Origin of the sequence: Mesorhizobium sp. M0174 (assembly GCF_040322275.1) — a bacterium.
Classification (GTDB): domain Bacteria; phylum Pseudomonadota; class Alphaproteobacteria; order Rhizobiales; family Rhizobiaceae; genus Mesorhizobium.
Map to the genome: position 1 here is coordinate 449,297 of NZ_JAMYTB010000003.1, position 20,652 is coordinate 469,948.

General features: G+C 63.0%; 18 protein-coding genes. 8 read left to right on the forward strand and 10 right to left on the reverse strand.

Translation table 11 applies throughout. From position 1 onward, the window contains the following. Positions 1-42: 42 nt before the first annotated feature. Complete coding sequence (locus NKJ13_RS08770) at positions 43-1,458, reverse strand: FAD-binding oxidoreductase (protein ID WP_352505631.1); 1,416 nt, start codon at positions 1,456-1,458, stop codon at positions 43-45. 119 nt (positions 1,459-1,577) lie between these two features. On the opposite strand from NKJ13_RS08770, the gene NKJ13_RS08775 reads away from it, so the two are divergent. Both NKJ13_RS08775 and NKJ13_RS08780 read left to right on the forward strand, forming a co-directional pair. After that, positions 1,578-2,063, forward strand: coding sequence for a thioesterase family protein (locus NKJ13_RS08775; RefSeq protein WP_352505630.1), 486 nt, complete (start codon positions 1,578-1,580; stop codon positions 2,061-2,063). 164 nt (positions 2,064-2,227) lie between these two features. Further along, positions 2,228-2,425 (forward strand): hypothetical protein, encoded by a 198-nt coding sequence (locus NKJ13_RS08780; RefSeq protein ID WP_023676715.1) that lies wholly within the window; start codon positions 2,228-2,230, stop codon positions 2,423-2,425. An 86-nt stretch (positions 2,426-2,511) separates the two neighbouring features. Here the strand turns inward: NKJ13_RS08780 and NKJ13_RS08785 are convergent, their stop codons facing one another. Further along, positions 2,512-2,976: an Lrp/AsnC family transcriptional regulator gene (locus tag NKJ13_RS08785; protein ID WP_352505671.1), complete on the reverse strand. Its 465-nt coding sequence runs from the start codon at positions 2,974-2,976 to the stop codon at positions 2,512-2,514. A gap of 90 nt (positions 2,977-3,066) precedes the next feature. Between NKJ13_RS08785 and NKJ13_RS08790 the strand changes: the two genes are divergently transcribed. Next, positions 3,067-3,975, forward strand: coding sequence for an EamA family transporter (locus NKJ13_RS08790; protein ID WP_352739959.1), 909 nt, complete (start codon positions 3,067-3,069; stop codon positions 3,973-3,975). On the opposite strand, the gene NKJ13_RS08795 is transcribed toward NKJ13_RS08790, so the two are convergent. Further along, the gene (locus NKJ13_RS08795) at positions 3,976-4,875 is read right to left on the reverse strand and encodes a dienelactone hydrolase family protein (RefSeq protein ID WP_352739960.1); all 900 of its coding nucleotides are present in this window, start codon (positions 4,873-4,875) and stop codon (positions 3,976-3,978) included. 272 nt (positions 4,876-5,147) lie between these two features. On the opposite strand from NKJ13_RS08795, the gene NKJ13_RS08800 reads away from it, so the two are divergent. Then, positions 5,148-5,297: a hypothetical protein gene (locus NKJ13_RS08800; protein WP_352687615.1), complete on the forward strand. Its 150-nt coding sequence runs from the start codon at positions 5,148-5,150 to the stop codon at positions 5,295-5,297. A gap of 9 nt (positions 5,298-5,306) precedes the next feature. Next, on the forward strand, positions 5,307-5,738 hold the full coding sequence (locus tag NKJ13_RS08805) for a hypothetical protein (protein WP_352687613.1): 432 nt from the start codon (positions 5,307-5,309) through the stop codon (positions 5,736-5,738). 10 nt (positions 5,739-5,748) lie between these two features. Here the strand turns inward: NKJ13_RS08805 and NKJ13_RS08810 are convergent, their stop codons facing one another. Then, entirely contained in the window at positions 5,749-8,061 is a 2,313-nt protein-coding gene (locus NKJ13_RS08810) for a glucose/quinate/shikimate family membrane-bound PQQ-dependent dehydrogenase (protein ID WP_352777655.1), read from the reverse strand. A gap of 254 nt (positions 8,062-8,315) precedes the next feature. On the opposite strand from NKJ13_RS08810, the gene NKJ13_RS08815 reads away from it, so the two are divergent. Then, positions 8,316-11,039 carry an ATP-dependent helicase gene (locus NKJ13_RS08815; RefSeq protein ID WP_352777656.1) on the forward strand — a complete coding sequence of 908 codons (2,724 nt, stop codon included), beginning with the start codon at positions 8,316-8,318 and terminating at the stop codon, positions 11,037-11,039. 3 nt (positions 11,040-11,042) lie between these two features. Here NKJ13_RS08815 and NKJ13_RS08820 read toward each other — a convergent pair whose 3' ends face one another. From NKJ13_RS08820 to NKJ13_RS08845, 6 genes are all read right to left on the reverse strand, one after another. After that, positions 11,043-12,374: a KAP family P-loop NTPase fold protein gene (locus NKJ13_RS08820; protein ID WP_352741134.1), complete on the reverse strand. Its 1,332-nt coding sequence runs from the start codon at positions 12,372-12,374 to the stop codon at positions 11,043-11,045. A gap of 123 nt (positions 12,375-12,497) precedes the next feature. After that, complete coding sequence (locus NKJ13_RS08825; RefSeq protein ID WP_352741135.1) at positions 12,498-13,547, reverse strand: ABC transporter permease; 1,050 nt, start codon at positions 13,545-13,547, stop codon at positions 12,498-12,500. Then, a complete protein-coding gene (locus NKJ13_RS08830) occupies positions 13,544-14,341 on the reverse strand; it encodes an ATP-binding cassette domain-containing protein (RefSeq protein WP_352450092.1) in 798 nt (265 codons plus the stop codon). Before NKJ13_RS08830 ends, NKJ13_RS08825 begins: the two co-directional genes overlap by 4 nt. An 86-nt stretch (positions 14,342-14,427) precedes the next feature. Beyond that, complete coding sequence (locus NKJ13_RS08835) at positions 14,428-15,441, reverse strand: substrate-binding domain-containing protein (RefSeq protein WP_023676725.1); 1,014 nt, start codon at positions 15,439-15,441, stop codon at positions 14,428-14,430. A 165-nt stretch (positions 15,442-15,606) separates the two neighbouring features. Further along, the gene (locus tag NKJ13_RS08840; RefSeq protein WP_352741137.1) at positions 15,607-16,515 is read right to left on the reverse strand and encodes a sugar phosphate isomerase/epimerase family protein; all 909 of its coding nucleotides are present in this window, start codon (positions 16,513-16,515) and stop codon (positions 15,607-15,609) included. Further along, on the reverse strand, positions 16,512-17,546 hold the full coding sequence (locus NKJ13_RS08845; RefSeq protein ID WP_352475349.1) for a Gfo/Idh/MocA family protein: 1,035 nt from the start codon (positions 17,544-17,546) through the stop codon (positions 16,512-16,514). The genes NKJ13_RS08840 and NKJ13_RS08845 overlap by 4 nt, the downstream gene beginning before the upstream one ends. A 194-nt stretch (positions 17,547-17,740) precedes the next feature. On the opposite strand from NKJ13_RS08845, the gene NKJ13_RS08850 reads away from it, so the two are divergent. Both NKJ13_RS08850 and NKJ13_RS08855 read left to right on the forward strand, forming a co-directional pair. Next, on the forward strand, positions 17,741-18,766 hold the full coding sequence (locus NKJ13_RS08850; protein ID WP_352475350.1) for a LacI family DNA-binding transcriptional regulator: 1,026 nt from the start codon (positions 17,741-17,743) through the stop codon (positions 18,764-18,766). Positions 18,767-19,074: 308 nt separating this feature from the next. After that, positions 19,075-20,553, forward strand: a complete 1,479-nt coding sequence (locus NKJ13_RS08855; protein ID WP_352777658.1) for an esterase-like activity of phytase family protein — start codon at positions 19,075-19,077, stop codon at positions 20,551-20,553. Positions 20,554-20,652: the final 99 nt, after the last annotated feature.

The following is a 20,652-nucleotide window of genomic DNA, read 5'->3' on the forward strand; positions in this document are numbered from 1 at the left end:
GTCGATAAAGAGGCAAATGGGGGCACGGCAGCGGCCTGAAGGTCAGTCCTTTCCAGGCAATATCTTGCCGGGGTTCATTATATTCAGCGGGTCGAGCGCCTTCTTGATCGTGCGCATGATGTCGACGCCATGGCCAAGCTCGTGCCGCAGGAAGCCGATCTTGCCTTGCCCTATGCCATGCTCGCCGGTGCAGGTGCCGTCCATGGCGATGGCGCGCATGTTGAGCCGCGCCACGAATTTTTCCGCCAGCGCGATCTCCTTCGGATCGTTCACGTCCATCAGCACCAGCACATGGAAATTGCCGTCGCCGGCATGGCCGACGATCGGCGCGATCAGGCCCATCTCGGCGATATCCACCTCGGTCTCGGTGACACATTCGGCAAAGCGCGAGATCGGCACGCAGACATCGGTCGACAGGCCCTTGGCACCCGGCCGCAGCGTCAGCGACGACCAGTAGGCATCGTGCCTGGCCTTCCACAATTTCGTCCGCTCTTCGGCGACGCTGGTCCACAGGAACGGACCGCCGCCATTTTCCTCGGCGATCACGCCGAAGGTTTCGGCCTGCTCGGCGACGCCGGCATCGCTGCCGTGGAACTCGACGAACAGGCACGGGCTCTCCGGATAATCAAGCTTCGAATAGGTCTTCATCGCCCGCATCTGCAGCGCGTTGACCAATTCGATGCGCGCCACCGGAATGCCCATCTGGATGGTCGCGATCACCGCATTGCACGCCGCCTCGACACTGGCGAACGGGCAGACGCCGCCCGAAATCGCCTGCGGAATGCCCTGCAGCTTCAACGTCAGCTGGGTGATGATGCCGAGCGTGCCTTCCGAGCCGATCAGCAGCCGTGTCAGATCGTAGCCGGCCGAGCTTTTCTTGGCGCGCTTGCCGGTCGTCACTGCTTCACCGTCGGCCATCACCGCGGTCAGCGACAGGACGTTTTCGCGCATCGTGCCGTAGCGCACGGCGTTGGTGCCCGAGGCCCGCGTCGCCGCCATGCCGCCGAGCGAGGCGTTGGCGCCCGGATCGATCGGAAAGAACAGGCCGGTGTCGCGCAGGTGCCGGTTGAGGTCCTCGCGCGTCACGCCGGGCTCGACGGTGCAATCGAGGTCCTGGGGATTGACTGCAATGATGCGGCTCATGCGTGACGTATCGAGCGAGATGCCGCCGCCCGGCGCGTTGGTGTGACCTTCCAGCGAAGAGCCGACGCCGAAGGCGATCACCGGCACGCGATGCGCCGCGCATGCGCGCACGATCTCCTGCACCTCCTGCGTGGTCTCGGCAAAGGCGACGCCGTCCGGCGCCTGCGTCGGAATATAGGTCGTGGTGTGCGCGTGCTGGGCGCGGATCGCCTGGCCGGTCTGGAATCGCTCGCCGAGCCGCTGCTTGAGGATGCCGAGCACGGCGGCAATGCCTTCTTCGTTGCGCTCGACCGGATTGAGGTCGCTTAGAGCCATCGATTCCTCCGCGAATGGACCAGCGTCCACCCTTGTTCTGCTTCTACGGATGCGTAGTCTCACCAAGCACGCTCTGTCCAGTCCACGCTCACCCCGGCATGACGAGAAGGAAGTTTCCGATGCCCATCCCCGCCCCTTTCGTCTCTCGCGCCATGGACATCGAGGAGGCCTGGATCGACTACAACGGCCATCTCAACATGGCCTATTACAACGTGCTGTTCGATCGTTGCTCCGACGAAGCATTCGAGATGATGGGGATGGGGCCGGATTATGTGAAAGAACGACGGCTGACCATCTACACCGCGGAAGTGCATGTCTGCTACGTCCAGGAGTTGCATCTCGACCACAAGGTCACGGTCTCGTTCCAACTCCTCGACCATGACGAGAAGCGGCTGAGGGCCTATCAGGAAATCCGGCATCGCGACGGCTGGCTTGCCGCCACATCCGAAACGCTGTCGCTGCATGTCGACATGGCTGGCCCGAAGGTAGCGCCCTTCCCCGCCGACGTCCTGGCCAGGGTGGAAGCGATGCGCGCCGCCCATGCCGCCCTGCCGATGCCGGAGCGCGCCGGCCGCTCGATCGGTATTCGTCGTAAGCCGGCTTGAACCAAGAGAGCGCTTGAACCACTGGCCAACCGCCGTTAACCTTACCGAGGTTTTAACGTGAACAAGCCGAATTGAGACGTTGAACGACTCAGCGCGGCGTTGGAAAACCATCCGCATCGAATTGCGATACGGGCGGCGGAGCAGCAGCGGTTCGGGGAACGTGCATGAAAACCGATATCAAGGTCGAAGCGGACAGGCTGGCGGCTGACCCACGCATCACCGACTATGATTTCTGGCGCTCGCTGAAGAACCTCAACAACGAGATCTTCCACATCGCCAACAACAACGAGCCGATCCCCTTCGCCATGATCCGCTGGCGCGCCATCCTGAAGCAGGCGCGGATGAAACGCGGCCACGCCTGAACGGTGCGGGAAGAAACAGACCGGTCGTCCGGTTTGCATTTCTGATGATGTGCTGACGAACGATCCCAAGCGTCAAGGCTGGCGCTTCACGCCCCCAGCGGCGATCGCGGCACCACCGGCGACGACTGGATGATCGCCGTGTTGGTCATCGCAAATGGGATGATGCGGTCGATCACCCGTTCGAGCTCGGCCACCGAGCCGACATGCGCCAAAGCGATGAAACAGTCCTCGCCGGTCACCCTGTCGCATTGGGCGATTTCCGGCAGCTCGCGGATGATCTCGGCCACGACGGCCAATTGGCCCGGCACCGGCCTGATGCGCAGCCATGCCGACAGCTTCATGCCGAGCGCGGCCGGATTGATACGCACCGTATAGGCCTCGATCACACCGCTTTCCTGCAGCCGCTTGATGCGCTCGGCAACGCTCGGCGCCGACAGGCCGACCGACCGCGCCAGTTCGGCGGTGCTGGTGCGCGCGTCCTTTTCCAGCAGGCGCAGGATTTTCAGGTCCGCCGGATCCAGATCGCTATTTTCATTTCGAAGGCGTTTCAGCGGAATACTCCTTGATTTCGGAAAGCAAATAGCCGCAATGACCGGCCATCATCCATATCAATGGCAAAAATCGCCTGCGATACTGATCCCATGCAAGATCGGACGCAAGCCCCAGCAGCAAGTCCGGCACTCGCCGGCCCCGCCTTTACCTTGGCAAACGCGGTCCCGCCGCATCTCTGGTTCGGCGTCAGCGCCGTGTTCCACTATCTCGGACCGGCCTTCGCGGTGCTGCTGTTCCCGCATGTCGGCGTGCTCGGCATGGCTTGGCTGCGCATCGCCACCGCGGCACTCGTCTTTGCCCCGTTGACCCGGCCATGGGCGGTCTTCGCCCGCGCCGATCGCTCGACGCGGTTGTTGCTTCTGGCCTTCGGCGTCTGCCTTGGGGTGATGAATTGCTCGTTTTACCTGGCGCTCGACCGGCTGCCGATCTCGCTGGTGGCGGCGATCGAATTCGTCGGCACCATCGCCGTTGCGCTTGTTGGCCTCAGAAGCCCGCGCAATCTCGCCGCCCTCGCGATCGCTGTCGCCGGCACCCTGTTGCTGATAGACGTCAAATGGTCGAGCGATCCCGTCGGCCTGTTCTGGGCCTTCCTCAACGGCATGCTGTTCGTTGGCTACATCGTGCTCGGCCACCGCGTCGCGCGCGGCGGCGCCGGCGATGGCATCGTCGGGCTGGGTGCCGCCATGGCGGTCGCCCTTCTCGTCGTTCTGCCGATCGGTTTCGCCGATGCTCTGCCGGCTTTCTCGGCGCCGCCGCTGCTGCTTGCGGCGGTCGGCGTCGGCATCTGCTCGTCGGTCATTCCCTATATATGCGACCAGCTTGCCATGTCGCGGCTGCCGCGCTCCAGCTTCGCGCTGATGCTGTCTTTGCTGCCGGTCACCGCGACGTTGATCGGCGTCATCGTGCTGCGGCAGGTGCCGAGCCTCACCGACTGCGTTGGCATCGCGCTGGTGGTGGCCGGCGTCGCCCTTCACAAACCGGCGCCGGCGCCCACCTGATCAGTTCAGCTTCTCCTTGAGGAAAGCGATCGTCCGGCCCCAGGCGAGGTCAGCCGCCTTCTTGTCGTAGCGGGCCGCCGACGTATCGTTGTTGAAGGCATGGTTGGCGCCTTCATAGACATAGACCGAGTATTCGACATGAGCCGCGTCGAGTGCCTTCTTGAAGGCATCGATGCCGGCATTGGTGCGGGTGTCGAGGCCGGCATAATGCAGCATGAGCGCGGCCTTGATCTTCGGCACGTCCTCGGCCTTTGGCTGCATGCCGTAATAGGCGACGGCGGCGGCGAGGTCCGGCGCGTTGACGGCCAGCATGTTCACCGTGCCGCCGCCCCAGCAGAAGCCGACGGCGCCGACCTTGCCGTTGCCGTCCTTGTAGCCTTTGAGGTAGGCGACCGTTGCCACGGCATTGGCGGCGACCTGTGCTGGATCGAGCTGGGAAAACAGGTCACGTGCCCTGTTTTCATCGTCCGGCGTGCCGCCGAGCGGTGTCATGAAGTCCGGCGCGAGCGCCACGAACCCTTCCAGCGCAACGCGCCGCGCCACGTCGCGAATATGCGGGTTGAGACCCCTGTTCTCATGCACGACGATGACGGTACCAAGCTTGCCGGTCTGGTCTCCCGGCCTGACCAGATAGCCCTTCATCTCGCCGCCGCTGCCGGGATAGCTGATGTCCTCGCCTTTCACACGCGGATCGTCTTCCGCCACGATTGCCGCCTGGGCCGAGTTCGCCGCCAGCAGCGGCGCGATCGCGGCAGCTGCCGCACCCGATCCGGCAAGCCTGGTCAATTGCTCCATGAAGCGCCGCCGGTCGAGCGTCAGATGCGTGTATTCGTCATAGGCATCGATCATCGCCTGGGTAATGACAGGCTTGGCGGCAGTGGGTCCGGCAGGTGTTGTCATGGCGCGCTCCTCGTGGGCCCCCGCGGCAACATAGAGCCGAAGCTTGCCTGGTCCAGTCACGGCTGAGTGAGGCTGCCAAAAGTCCCTGCACGACGACCGTGATGCTCGGCGCCGCACTGTCGTTAAATTTTGGTCCTTTGTGGCAATGCTAAATGCACGCACCACGATGTAAAAAGAAGTTACCGGGCTATGCCTCATTCGGGCCATCTGGCGAACGAGAATGGCCATTTGGCGGGAAAAGAATGCGTGATTGACGACGAAGGAATACGCCCATGACCTTTCTCTCCCCGCTTCTGGCAAGTGGGTTCGCCCTCGCCGCCATGGCTTTGCTGGCGCTGCGGTTCACTGCCTTCCCCGCCTTCAAACGATCGTTGATCAAGATCCGCGTCAACCGGCACCCGCCCGCAAACACCAAGGCCTGAGGAAAGATCATGGACGTTCAGGACATCATCAACACCGTCTCCCAGAAATCCGGTCTCAACCAGGCTTTGACGGAAAAGATCGCCGGCACGATTTTCTCGGTGCTTGAACACGAGGCGGAAGGCACGACCCTGTCCAGCTTCTTTGCCAGAATCCCGGGAGCCGACGCCCTGGCCAAGCAATATGATGTCATGGCTCCCGGCGCGGCTTCCGGTGGTGGCCTCCTGTCCTCGCTGGAGGGCGCGCTCGGCGGCGCTCTCGGCGAAAAGACCGGCGCGCTGATCAACGGCGTCGCCATACTCAAGGCATCAGGCCTTACGCTGACACAAATCAGCCAGGCCGGCACGATGCTGGTCCAGCAGGCCGAGGCAGCAGCCGGCCCGCAGCTGACCAATGAGGTCCTTGCATCGGTACCCGACCTGAAAGGGCATCTCGGGCTCTGAAGGAACTTCTCTATTTCGGCAGCGTATAGGCCATCACATAATCGCCCGGCTTGGTGCCGACCGAGCCGTGGCCGCCGGCAACGATGACGACGAACTGGCGTCCGTCGGCTACCGTGTAGGTCATGGGTGTCGACTGCCCGCCGGCAGGCAGCCGCGCCTGCCAGAGCTGTTTGCCGGTCGACAGGTCATAGGCGCGCACATAGTCGTCGACCGCCGCACTAAGGAAGGCGACGCCGCCGGCAGTGATCATCGGCCCGCCAATGCCGGGCACGCCGACCTTGAACGGCAGCGGCAGCGGCGTCATGTCGTAGACGGTGCCATTGCGATGCTTGTAGACGATCTTGCCGGTCCGAAGGTCGGCACCCGCCACATAGCCCCAGGGCGGCGCCTGGCAGGGAATGCCGAGCGGCGACAGGAACGGCTTCAATATCACTGCGTAAGGCGCACCCTCATTGCGGTTCAGGCCTTGTTCGCTGCCCTTGGTGTCACCGGGCGGCGGCACGTCGGCGCGCGGCACCAGTTTGGAGATGAACGCCAGGTATGTCGGCATGCCGAACATCACCTGCCGGACCGGATCGACTGCCACACCGCCCCAGTTGAAGGTGCCGAAATTTCCGGGGTAGATCAGCGAGCCCTGCAGCGATGGCGGGGTATAGCGGCCCTCATAACGCAGCTTCCGGAGCTCGATCCGGCAGGCCAGCTGGTCGAACATGGTGATGCCCCACATGTCGGCGCCGGTCAGCGGTTTCGGACTGAAGCTCAGGTCCGAGATCGGCTGTGTCGGCGAGGTATGATCGCCCTCGATCGCGCCGCCCGGCGCCGGCACTTCCTTGACCGGAACGATCGGCTCGCCACTGCGCCGGTCGAGAACATAGAGGTCGCCCTGCTTGGTCGGCCCGACCAGCGCCGGCACCACGCCACTTTCCGTGGTGATGTCGACCAGCGTCGGCTGCGCCGGCACGTCCATGTCCCAGAGATCGTGATGCACGGTCTGCCGCACCCAGCGCAATTGTCCGCTGTTGAGATCGAGCGCGGTGATCGACGAGGAGAATTTCTCGTCATTGGCGCTGCGCCCGGCGCCGAGCTGGTCCGGCGTCTTGTTGCCGAGCGGCACATAAAGCAGGCCGAGCTTTTCGTCGGCGCTTGCCGTCGACCACATGTTGGGCGAGTTGTTGGTGTAGGTCTGGCCCGGCGGCAGCGGCGTCGTCTGGTCTGGATTGCCGGAATCCCAGTTCCACAACAGCGCGCCTGTGTCGGCATCGTAGGCACGGATGACCCCGGACGGCTCCTGCGTCGAATAATTGTCGTTGACCGCGCCGCCGACGATGATCTTGTTGGCGACGATCAGCGGCGCCGACGTCGAATAATAATAGCCCGGCTTCGGATATGGCATGTTGGCGAGCAGGTTCAGCGTGCCGCCTTCGGCAAATGTAGGACAGACCTGGCCATTCGCCGCGTCGAGCGCGATCAGCCGGGCGTCGGATGTAGGCAGGTAGATGCGCGTGGCGCAGGGCTGGCCGGCAGCGATCTTGGCGTCGGCATAATAGGACACGCCGCGGCAGGTCTGGTGCTGGCGGTCCTTGTTGAGCTTGACCTGCGGATCGAAGCGCCACTTCTCCTTACCGCTCGCGGCGTCGATGGCGATGGCGAAATTATGCGGCGTGCAGATGTAGAGCGTGTCGGCGATTTTCAGCGGCGTCACCTGATAGGTCGTCTCGCCGATGTCGTGGGGCCCTTTCACGTCGCCGGTGCGATAGGTCCAGGCCGGCTGCAGATTGGCGACGTTTTCGGGGGTGATCTGGTCGAGCGGCGAATAGCGCTGGCCATAGGGCGTACGGCCGTAATAGTGCCATTCGCCGGGCGGCACGTTGCCGCCGAGATCGGCCGTCGGCGTCACCTTGTCGGTGTTGAGTTCACCCGTAATATCCTTTGGATCGACCGTCATCGAATAACCGGCGACGGCAAGCGATGCCAGCACGGCGAGGATAAGTGGTGCGCGTCCGTCGGGACCGGTAAGCCCGCGCCGCGCCCATGGCGTCAACAGCCATAGCGCGACAAGCACGATGATGCCGCCGCGCGGACCGAGTTCCCACCAGTCGAAGCCGATCTCCCAGACCGCCCAGGCGAGCGTGCCGAGCACGATCGCCGCGTAGAGCCACAGCGCCGTGGTTCTGCGCCTGTAGAGCAGCCAGGCCGCGACAAGGAAAGCTAGACCGGCGATGACGTAATACCAGCTGCCGCCCAGCGTCACGAGCCAGATGCCGCCGCCGCCAAGCGCCAGGCCGATGAGGAAAAGGATCAGGGAGGTGATGACCACAGCCAAGACGGTGCTCCTTCGACTGGTGCGCTCCGCGACGCGTCCATGGGCAACCCGGCATTGCGCTCCTGCCCCGAGCACAACTTTCTCCGGCCCGCCTCCCCTGTCAAGCAAGCTCGGCGTTTTGCGGCGCCGGCCCATCGCAAGCCCGGCGTTTTGGTTAGCAGACCCATTCAGATTGTGAGTTCTACCGACTGGACAGAGAACAAAACGGAGACGCTTCTGGCCTTTCGCTGCCGAATCACTACATTCGGGGAGAGATGTCCGGCTTTTCGGAAGACATGCCCTTTTTTGACGAACCGAACGCGCGGCCCGTGGCCCCGTCGGGCATTGCCGCGCGCGCCATGGCTGCCCGCAGCAACCAGAACAACGCGCCCGATTATCTCAACGGCCTCAACCCCGAGCAGCGGCTGGCGGTGGAAACCACCGAAGGCCCGGTGCTGGTGCTGGCCGGCGCCGGCACCGGCAAGACGCGGGTGCTCACCACCCGCATCGCCCACATCCTTGCCACCGGCAAAGCCTTCCCTTCGCAGATCCTCGCCGTCACCTTCACCAACAAGGCGGCGCGCGAGATGAAGCAGCGCATCGGCCTGTTGATCGGCGAAGGCAATGTCGAGGGCATGCCGTGGCTCGGCACCTTCCATTCGATCGGCGTCAAACTGCTGCGCCGGCACGCCGAGCTGGCCGGGCTCAAATCCGACTTCACCATTCTCGACACCGACGACGTGGTGCGCCTGATCAAGCAGCTGATCCAGGCCGAAGGGCTGGACGACAAGCGCTGGCCGGCCAAGCAGTTCGCTCAGATGATCGACGGCTGGAAGAACAAGGGCCTCGGTCCCGCCGACATCCCCGAGGGCGATGCCCGTGCCTTCGCCAACGGCAAGGGCCGCGAGCTCTACAAAGCCTATCAGGAGCGGCTGCAAACGCTGAACGCTTGCGACTTCGGCGATCTATTGTGCCACCCGATCCGCATCTTCCGCGCCAATCCGGACGTGCTGAAGGAATACCACAAGCGCTTCCGCTACATCCTCGTTGACGAGTATCAGGACACCAACACCGCGCAATACATGTGGCTGCGGCTGCTGGCGCAGCGGCCGCAATCCTCCCCCCTTGAGGGGGAGGTGCCCGCGAAGCGGGCGGAGGGGGTTGCCGCAGAAGGCACCGCTAGAGCGTCGAGCACTGCCGCCGGTAGGTCGAGCACTGCCGCACGGACCCCACCCGACCGGGCTTCGCCCGGCCACCCTCCCCTCGAGGGGGAGGGAAGCCCGCGCCTGTCCACCGTAAATATCTGCTGCGTCGGCGACGACGACCAGTCGATCTATGGCTGGCGCGGCGCCGAGGTCGACAATATCCTGCGCTTCGACAAGGATTTTCCTGGCGCCACCATCATCAGGCTGGAGCGCAACTACCGCTCGACCGCGCACATCCTCGGCACCGCCTCCCACCTCATCGCCCACAATGAGGGCCGTTTCGGCAAGACGCTGTTCACCGAAAAGATCGCCGAGGACGACGAGAAGGTGCATGTCCACGCCGCCTGGGATTCCGAGGAGGAGGCCCGCGCCGTCGGCGAGACGATCGAGGCCTACCAGCGCCAGAAGCACAATTTGAACGATATGGCGATTCTCGTCCGCGCCTCCTTCCAGATGCGCGAATTCGAGGACCGCTTCGTCACGCTCGGCCTCAACTACCGCGTCATCGGCGGCCCGCGCTTTTATGAGCGGCTCGAGATACGCGATGCGCTGGCCTTCTTCCGCGTCGTCGCGCAAGGCGCCGACGACCTCGCTTTCGAGCGCATCGTCAACGTGCCGAAACGCGGCTTGGGCGAGGCCACCATCCGCCAGATCCACGACACCGCACGTGCGCTGCGCATCCCGATGCTGGAGGCGGCGGCAAAACTTGCCGAGAGCGACGAGCTGAAGCCGAAGCCGCGCGCGGCACTGCGCGAGGTGTCGGCCAATTTCGAGCGCTGGCAGAAGGCGCTGGAAACCACGCCGCACACCGAGCTCGCCGAGACCATACTGGAGGAGAGCGGCTACACCGACATGTGGAAGAACGACCGCTCGGTTGAAGCGCCCGGTCGGCTCGAGAACTTAAAAGAACTGATCCGCTCCATGGAGGAGTATGAATCGCTGCGCTCCTTCCTCGAACATGTCGCCTTGGTGATGGACGCCGAGCAGAACGCCGAGCTCGATGCCGTCAACATCATGACGCTGCATTCGGCCAAGGGCCTCGAATTCGAAACCGTGTTCCTGCCCGGCTGGGAGGAAGGCCTGTTCCCGCATCAGCGTTCCCTCGACGAGGGTGGCCGCTCCGGCCTGGAGGAGGAACGCCGCCTCGCCTATGTCGGCCTGACCCGCGCCAAGAAGAACCTGCACATCTGGTTCGTCTCCAACCGCCGCATCCACGGCCTCTGGCAGTCGACCATCCCGTCGCGCTTCCTGGAAGAACTGCCGGAAGCCCATGTCGAAGTTTCCGAGAGCGGCAACTCCTATGGCGGCTACGGCAATGCCTATGGTGGCGGCTCGTTCGCCTCCGGTCGTGGCGGCCAAGGGGCGGGCAGGCAGAACCCCTATGGAGCATCGCGCTTCGACAACATCGGCGGCAATAACGGCGCCGAGAAATCCGGCGCTTTCTCCAGCACCTATGCGACGCCGGGCTGGCAGCGCGCTCAAGCCAACCGCACCGAAGCCACCGACCGCAATTGGGGCACGCGCTCCGGCCATCAAGTCGAGCGCATCGGCTATGGCGAAACCGACTCCGGCTACGGCGCCGGCCGCACCTCGGTCAAGGGCCGCACCATCGACGGCGAGCTGGTCGCCAAATCCGTCGCCGACACGCCGTCCCCCTTCAGCGTCGGCGACCGCGTCTTCCACCAGAAATTCGGCAACGGCAACATCTCGGCCATCGAAGGCAACAAGCTGACCATCGACTTCGACAAGGCCGGCCAGAAACGCGTGCTGGACGGGTTTGTCGCTGCGGTGTGAAGTTCAAGTTGGGAAAGCAAATCGTTCCACAATTTTATTTGCCAGGAAACGAACAACATCCTCTCGTTCGATATTATACTCAAATGAACTGTTTCCAAACCCGCTGACATCAATCGCTTGCAATTCCTCGTTGGATGACAAGAAATATCTCCAGTTGAGCGCATACCAATCTATTTTATTCTTCCTTTTATCTGGTTCATCTGAGAACCGATAGAGATTCTTGACATCTCGATACGTCAGGGTTCCATTTTTGGCCTTCGAAAACAACACCGGCGACGAAAGCTTCAAATCACAAAGTATATGTATCAATGCTGGATGGCGGATGGTTCTTTTGTTTGTAAAAGCCAGACACAACCCAAACAGTGTGCAAAGGCGCTCAAGTCGACGGAGAGAATACTCTCCTCTTTCCCAGACAAGTGAAATAAATTCCGCGAATCCGTCCTTCAAACGGCCAGATTCGTCGTCGTCTGGCATCTCTTTAAGGACATTCAAGACAAACTTCTTTAGAAGCCGATCATTCTCTCTTTTTTCGAATTGCGGAAATGTAACTCTAAAATGAATGAATTTCTCGAGATACAAACTCGAATCTATCTCGGATCCGTACATTTTTCTGGTCGCTGCCGAGAGCTGATCAAGCTGGCAAACAAGGAGAAAGTGAACGTTCTTGACAGAAAATAGATGTTTTATCGTCTCCAAAACCGACAAAGCATATGTTGGTCTACGTCTATCAAGCTCGTCTACGATAAATATAAGAGGCTTTTGACTGTCGTCTGCCGACATAAGGTCCGAAAGGGTTTGGCGAAAAGTCTCGAATGCTTTCTTCTCCGCTTTCGCGCTTTCCAATCGGTTGTCAATAATTTTGTCGAGTTCGGCTTCGATCTCTTTGCCCACCTCATTGGCTATATCTTCATTTGCATCTTCGAAATCAGAAGCCCGAACCACACCGGCTGTTAGCCCGCGAATTGCACCTTTTATAGCAACCCGCCCGACAATCTTCGCTACGTCTTTTGCTTTTGCCTTAAGTGCCTTTTTTTCTTTCGGTTTTATTCCCGTCTCTTCAATAATCTCTGCAGCAAGCGAAACAAAAACGTCGGAATCATAGTCGCGTTTAAATGCATCGAAATAGACAACTTTGAATTTCTGATCCCTTGCCCTACGAGCCAAACGTCTTGCAAAGACCGTTTTTCCTGATCCCCATGGCTCGTCAAGCGCGACAACCAATGCATCATCGCTGAGATCAAAAACCTTTAAAAGCCCATCGCCAAACAAGTCGCGGCCGAAAATATCTTCACTGGCTCCAACTGCTTGCTCAATATCCGGCGCAAGTATCTTCATCTAACGCTCCCTCAAAGCAGGAGCCGTTTCTAGCACATCAAATCGCTTATTTAAGCTTGACCCAACGCCTATTCACTAGTTCTTTTTGCCAGCCCTGCGGCGAGGCAGACCGATGAGGCGCCCTCACCGATACCTTGCCTGGTTCCATTTGTGGCCGAGCAGCGACAGGATGATGATCAGCCCGTTGAAGAACTGCACGTAAAAGCCGCTCAACCCCGCCGCCACCACGCCGGTCTGAATGAACGACACTGTGACCGCACCGATCGCGCCGCCGACAACAGTGCCGATGCCGCCCCAGGTCGGGGTGCCGCCGACGAACACCGATGCCAGCACCGGCAGCAGGTATCCGTCGCCCGCCGTCGGCCACCAGGTGAAGTTGATCATCACCGAGAACGTGCCGGCGATCGCCGCGCCGATGCCGACGAAGACGAACACTTTTACGCGCACGCGCTTGACGTCGATACCCATCTGCTGGGCGCTGTCTGGATTGTCGCCGACCACCTTGACCTGGGCACCGAAGCGATGGCGGTTGTAAAGCAGCGCCGACAGCACGACGAAGCCGATGGCCCAGAAGATCTGCACCGGAATGCCGTAAAGCTGGCTGGAGAAGATCTTGTGGGCCCAGCTGTCGGCAAGGCCGGTCAGCGCCGTCGACCTGCCCTCGTTGATGATCTGGATCAGGCCGCGCAGCAGGAAATTCATGCCGAGCGTGGCGATCAGCGACGACAGCCCGCCATAGACGACCAGCGAGCCGACCAGGAAGCCGAGCAGCATGCCGGTGACCATTGCGGCGGCGATGCCGAGGAACGGGTCGTAGCCGGCCTGCACGACCAGCGCGAAGACCCATGAGGCAAAGCCCATCGTCGCCGGAAACGACAGGTCGATCTCGCCGCAGGTGACGACGAAGACCAGCGGCACCACCACGAACAGCGCCACCGGCAGCGTGGTCAGCACGGAGCTGTAAAGATACCAGGTGGTGAACACGATCGGATTGGCGATCATGAACACCGCCATCATGACGATGAACACGGCAAGCGTGCCGAGCGCGGCGCGGTTGTCGAGGATGAACCCGCGCAGCCAATTGTCGGACGGGTGTCTCCACTCTTTCCCGGCGGTTTCGCCATGCGTGCCGCCGAGGGGGCTCTGCAGATCGGGTTCCATGGTCTTGCTCATCGTGCCGCCCTCCCCGCATCGCCCGCGTCGTGCAACCCCGGCAATCCGCTGGGGTGGGCGACGTCCTCCATGAAATTGATCAGGTCTTCGGCCGATTTGACCTCGCTGCGGTCGGCGGTGAGCGCGACCTTGCCGCGGTCCAACACCACGAAGCGATCGGCGATATCGAAGACGTGGTGGATGTTGTGGCCGATGAACAGGATCGAGCGCCCGCTCGCCCGCACCTGGCGCACGAAGTGGAAGACCTTGGCGGTCTCGGTCAGCGATAGCGCGGTCGTCGGTTCGTCGAGGACTATCAGCTCCGCCTTCTTATAGATGGCCCGCGCGATCGCCACGCCCTGGCGTTCGCCGCCCGAGAGCTGACCGACGATCGACTGTGGCGTGAATACTTTCGAGGTGAAGCCGATCTCGCGCATCAGCCGGCTCGCCTCCGCGATCTCCTTGTTGACCTTCAGCCAGCCAAGCCAGCCGGTGAGCTCGCGGCCCATGAAGATGTTGCGCACGATCGTCTGCTGCACGGCGAGCGCCCGGTCCTGGAACACCGTCTCGATGCCGGCGTCGCGCGAGCGCGCAGGGCTCCATCCGGTCACCGGCTTGCCGCGGACGAGAATCTCGCCGCTGGTCGGTTTGACCACGCCGGACAGGATCTTGATCAGCGTCGACTTGCCGGCGCCATTATCGCCGATCAGGCCGACCACCTCGCCTCGATCGACGCTGAGATTGACCCCGCCAAGCGCATAGACCTGGCCATAGGACTTGCTGATGTCGCGCAGTTCGATGATGCGTTCGGCCATGGCGATCCTCGCTTGATTGTCGCGTGCCGGCCTTTTCGCCGGCGGTCCCGCCGGCCGGGCTCAATCCCGGCCGGCGGCTTGGGAGGTCAGCGCAGCGCCTGCTTGGCGAGCTCGGCGACAATCTCGTAATTCTGCGGCGTGACGAAGCCGGCGCCGGTATCGACATTCATCGGTGCGAGACCCAGCACAACCTGCTGGCAGAGGCTGAGGATCGGCAGATAGCCCTGCAGGAACGGCTGCTGGTCGGCCGTCAGCTGCACCCAGCCGCCCTTGAAGCCCTCGACGATCTGCGGGCTGGTGTCGAAGCCGAAGTTGAAGATATCGCCCGGCTTCCTGCCCGCCGCCTGCATGTAAGTCGGGACGTTGCCCAGCATCTGTCCGCCGGGATAGCCAACCGCCTTGACGTCGGGATTGTTGAGCAGTGCCGCGGTGATCACCGGAAGGGCCAGATTGGGGTCGGAAGCCCATTCGCCGCTCGGTGGCGAGGAGAGCTGTATGACCTCGACGCCCGCTTCCTTGAGGGCAGCGACAGTGCCGCGTTCTCGCGCGCCGCGGCTCTCGTTCTCGAACGGGCCGATCATGATTGCCTTGTCGCCGGCCTTGAGCCCGGCCAGCTTGACCGCCTCGGCGCCAAGCGCGCGGCCCTGCTGCTCCTGCTGGGCACCGACATAGCCGCCGCCGAACGCCGCCGTGACCGTCGGCACCGGCACGTTCTGGTACATCATCTTGATGCCGTCCTTGTGCGCCTGTTCGGCCAGCGGCATGATCGCGGCGTCGCCGGGGTGGCCCATCATGGCGATGCCTTGGGGCTTGACCGCGACAGCCTCGCGCAATTGCTGCACCATCTTCTCGACATCCCACTGGGAAAAGATGTAGTCGACCTTCGGCCCGAGATCGGCCGCCGCCTGCTTTGCGCCATTATAGACGATCGTGCCGAAGGCATCGCCCTCGGCGCCGCCGACGAAGAAGCGGATATGGACGTCCTTGCACCACTGGGCATCGAGCGCCTGCGCCGGCAAGGTCGAGAGTGCGGCGGCGAGCGCCATCGCGGCCGCCGCGACGGTCGAGCGCAGAACTGTCCTTCTCATCGTAATGCTCATGCACTTATCCTCCCTTTGTTCCCTCGCTAGCCGAGGGGTTTTGACGATCGCTTCGGCAAGGCGCCGCAATCTTTCCCTGGCCGGCACCTCCCGCCGGCTTGTCCTGTTTTTATGCATGTCGTTATCGCAAAACCGCTGGGCACTTTTGCGCGACATGCATTAGCCTCACACCGGGTTCGGCAGGTAGCTCGCGCCTCCCCGGCATTGTTGGAGATAGTCCAGCGCACGCGCCTGGCCGGTGATCTCGAGATCGCCGCGATAGACCGGGTCGTGCCAGCCCTCAATGTCGATGGCGCCCTTGTAGCCGGCCAGCCGCAGCTCACTGATCACCCGCGTCCAGTCGCTATCGCCGAAGCCAGGGGTGCGCATCTGCACGAACGGCAGGCGGCCGAACACGCCATGTTCGCGGATCACGTCCCAGCGCACCGTCGCGTCCTTGCCGTGGACGTGGAAGATACGCGGCGCCCATTTGCGGATCTGCGGGATCGGATCGATCAGATAGACCAGTTGATGGCAGGGCTCCCACTCCAGGCCGAGATTGCCGTCCGGCAACTCGTTGAACATCAACTCCCAGGCGTCCGGATTGTGGGCGATGTTCCAGTCACCGCTGGCCCAGTTGCCGTCCATGGCGCAGTTCTCGAACGCGATGCGCACGCCCTTGTCGGCGGCACGCCTGGCCAACGGTCCCCAGACCTCGCGGAAACGCGGCAGGCTGTCGGGCAGCGGCTTGCCGCGAATGCGGCCGGTAAAGCCGCTGACCATATTGGTGCCGAACAGATGCGCGTTGTCGATGATCGTTTCCCACGCCTGGAGCACGCCGCGATCGATCTCGCCGCTCTCCAGCGGATTGCCGAAAACGCCGATCGATGAGACGATGACATCGGCATCGCCGATCGCCTCGCGGATCTCGCCCGCTAGCCGCGGAATGTCCTTGCCGCCCAGCGTCTGCCAGAAGAACGGCTGGATGCTCTCGAAGCCGAGCGGCAGGATCTGCCTGACATAGGCGGCCGGGTCGTCGAGATTGGCCCGCACCATTGTGCCGATCCTGATGTCGAGCAGCGGGTTTGGCATCATGATCCTTCCTGTGCAGCGATGGCGACCCGGCGCCCGGTCTCGGCGCTCTCGATCGCAGCGAAAACCATGGCCAGGCTCTTGATGTTGTCGGCGCCGCGCGTCTCCGGCTCGGTGCCGGTTTCGACGGCGCGGACGAAATCCTGGATGATGCCGAGATGGCCGCCGACGCGATCGGCCGGGTCGAGCGGCGGCACGGCTATCGGTTCGGTGCGGTCGAACAGGCCTTCACGGACCGGCTGCACGATTTCCGCCTTCAGCCCGTCCTCGCCGTCCCACACAATGCTGCCGCGCTCTGCGACGATCCGCCATGTACTGTCCCAGCTGGTGCGGAAGCCGGCCGCGCACCAGCTGCCGGCATAGGTGAACAGCTTGCCGCCGCCGAGGTCGAAGCTTGCGGTCGCCGACGACCCTTGCCGATACCAGGAATTGGCCGGCTCCCACTCCTGGCAATAGACACCGGTCGGCTCGCCGGCCGCCATGTAGCGGGCGGCATCGAATGTGTGGATCGCCATGTCGAGCAGCAGCACATGACGCATCTCCTCGCGAAAGCCGCCGAAATGCGGCGCGACGAAGAACTCGGCATGGATGCTGGTTGGCGCACCAATGGCGCCGGAATCGAGAAAGCGCCGGATGCGCCTGACATTGGCGACATAGCGGCGGTTCTGGACGACGGCATGGATACGCCCGGCGCTGCGGGCGGCCTCGACGATGGCACGCGCATTGTCCGGGCTGTCGGCGAGTGGCTTTTCGGTCAGCAGGTGGCAATTATGGGCAAAGGCGGAAAGCGCGACCTCGCGGCGGGCGGCGGGAACCACCACGTCGAATACCGCGTCGGGCCTGGTCTGGTCGAGCACGGCGTCGAGGTCGGTTCCAATGATGGCGCTCGAAAGCTCGTATTCGCGCGCCCTCGCCCGCGCCCGTTCGACATCGATATCGACCAGGCCGACAATGGCGAGCCCGTCGATCTGCCTGGCTGCATCGAGCCATGCCTTGCTCATGGCGCCGCAGCCGACCAGGACGACATTGATCATCCAGTGCTCCTCCCTCTCGGCCCCTCCAGACCGATCGTCACGGCGTTCACGGCAGGGCCGTGAATGTTTTCCGTAAACGTTTACGAGAACACACCCGATGGCGTAGAATGTCAATCGGCCGATAGCGAAAAACGTGATGCCGGCTTGGCCTGAACAGCAGCCGGTGCTAGCCAACCAAGGGGGAGAACTGTCCTTTGGCGTCCAGCATTCACGACCTTGCGCGTCACCTGAACATTTCGATCGGCACGGTGTCGCGCGCGCTCAACGGCCGCGCCGACGTCAACGCCGACACACGCCAGCGCGTGCTCGATGCGGCCAAGAAGCTGAATTATTCGCCGAACCAGTCCGGCCGCAGTTTGCGGCGCGGCGCCACCCATTCGATCGCCTTCATGCTGCAGCCGCATCCGGGCGATCAGGAATATGGCGAGCCGTTCTTCATTCCGTTCCTGACCGGGTTGCAGGCCAAGCTCGCCGAAAGCGGACTCGACCTGATCGTGGTGATGGGCGCGCCGGGCGACTATCAGCAGGAGCGCCTGCGCCGTGTCGTCGAGACCCGGCGGGCCGATGCGGTGGTGCTGGCCTGGACGCGGCGCGAGGACGAGCGCATCGACTATCTGACCCAGGCCGGTTTCCCGTTCGCGACGCTCGGCCGCAGCCGCTCCGGCGGCGATGCCTACCCCTCGCTCGACCTCGACTTCGAAAAAGCCGGTGCTGACGCGGTCGATCGTCTTGTCGCGCGCGGTCACCGCCGCATCGCGGCCATCCGCCCGTCGCTCGATCTCAATTTCGGCTATCTGTTCCTCGCCGGCTATCGCAAGGCGTTGCGGCGGCACGGCATCGAATTCGACCCCGAGTTGATCGCCGACGGCTTCATCAACGAGGCAGGCGGCTACGCGGTGACGCCGAAGGTCATGCGCTCCAAGGACCCGCCGACCGCCATCATCTTCAACAATGACGCGATGGCGCTTGGCGGCTGCAAGGCTTTGGCCGAGGCGGGCATCAAGCCCGGCCACGACATCGCGGTGATCGTCATCGTCGACACCCCGCTCTGCCGCTATTTTTCGCCGGCGCTGACCGGCTTCCGCCCGGCGCTTGAGCCGATGGGCGAGCGGCTGGCCGAAATGCTGCTGGCATCGATCCCGGCTTACGCCGGCGCCGAAGGCGCACGCATCATCCGTGAAGTCTGGCCGCTGCAGCTGATCGCGCGCGACAGCGATTGAGCGCGGCACTTCCCTTCTCCCCTTGGGGAGAAGGTGGCCGAGCCCACGGGTCTTGCCTTCGGCAAGCCAGAGGACAGGCTCAGCTCGGTCGGATGAGGGTGCTCCAGCTCGGCACCGAGGCACTCCGTCCAGCACCCCTCTTCCGTCTCGGCGCTGCGCGCCGATCCACCTGCTCCCACAAGGGACGAAGGAACAAGCGCCCTCTGTCACGCAAGTATCATGTTCGCGTCCTAGACCTTTTTCGGAAAGCGCTGGCGGCATGTCGATGCGACGCCCGCTTCGGCTGTTTTGTCACAAAGAGGATTTCCATGAAAAACCTGCACCGAAACGCGTCCCTCGCGGTCGCGCTGGCGATGTTCACCGCCTTGACTCCGGCCTTGGCTGAAAACGCAGCGACCGTCGGCGGCGTCAGCTTCGTCAACAAGGGCCTGGTCGGTGTCGGTCGCATCCCGGCCAGCCAAAGGGACAAGTTCGGCGAGACGTTTGGCTCCGGCTCGGGCATGGCGATCGACGCTGCCGGCTGGACGCATGGCGCCGATGGCTATAAGGGCTCGCTGTGGCTGCTGCCGGATCGTGGCTACAATGTCGTCGGCACCACCGATTACCGTCCGCGCATCAACACGATTGCCATCGAATTCGCCCCGATCGCACCGGGTGCGGCACCAGCCGCCGGCCAGGAACAGTCGGGCCTCAAGGCAACCCTTGCCGACACCATGCTTTTGACCGACGACAAGGGCGCCGACGCAACCGGCCTCGATCCGCTCAACGGCGTGCGCGCCGCGACCGACGACATGCCGATCCTGCCCGAAGCCAACGGCAAGCTCGCGCTCGATAACGAGGCGATCGTGCGGCTGCCCGACGGCACCATGTTCATCTCGGACGAATATGGTCCGAACATCTACCACTTCTCCGCCGATGGGCGTCTGATGTCGGCAACGCAGTCGCCGGCGGCGCTTGTCCCGATGCGTCATGGAACGCCGAACTTCGCGTCCAACAATCCGGGACCGGGCGCGGCAGACCCAGATCCGACGGATCCCGAAACCGGCCGTCAGAACAACCAGGGCCTCGAAGGCATGGCACTGACGCCGGACGGGAAGTTCCTGATCGCTGTGCTGCAATCGGCCCCCAGACAGGATGGCGGCGATTCCGCTTCGACGCGCCAGAACACGCGCGCGCTGGTCTACGATGCCTCGGATCCGGCCCAACTCAAGCTTGCGCATGAATATGTTGTGGCGCTGCCGGTGTTCACCGATGCCAAGGGCAAGACCAAGATTGCCGCGCAGAGCGAAATCGTGGCTCTGTCGGACAAGACCTTCCTGATGCTGGCGCGCGACAGCGGCAACGGCCAAGGGGTGAAGGGCGACACCTCGCTCTATCGCGAGATCAGCGTCGTCGATGTGTCGGCGGCAACCGACATCGCCGGCACCGAGTTCGACAAGGACAAGCCGGTTGCGCCCAAAGGTGAGCTCGATCCCTCGGTGACGCCGGCCAAGCTGACGCCGTTCATCGACATCAACGACAAGACCGAGCTCGGCCGCTTCGGGCTGCACAATGGCGCGCCCAATGACCGCAACAACCTTTCGGAGAAGTGGGAGGCGATGTCGGTGGTGAGCGTCCTCGATCCAACACGGCCCGACGACTATTTCCTGTTCGTCGCCAACGACAATGACTTTCTCACCCAGGACGGCTTCCAGGTCGGCGCGGCCTACAAGGCCGACGATGGCGCCGATGTCGACACGATGTTCCTGGTCTATCAGGTCACGCTTCCAGGCCTCGCCGGGAAGTAGCGACACCCCCAGGCAGGCGGACGCGCCGAACGCGTCCGCCTGCCTGGCACGATCGAAAGGTCGGGCCCTTCAGTTGCGGCTCGCCGGCACAAGGATTGT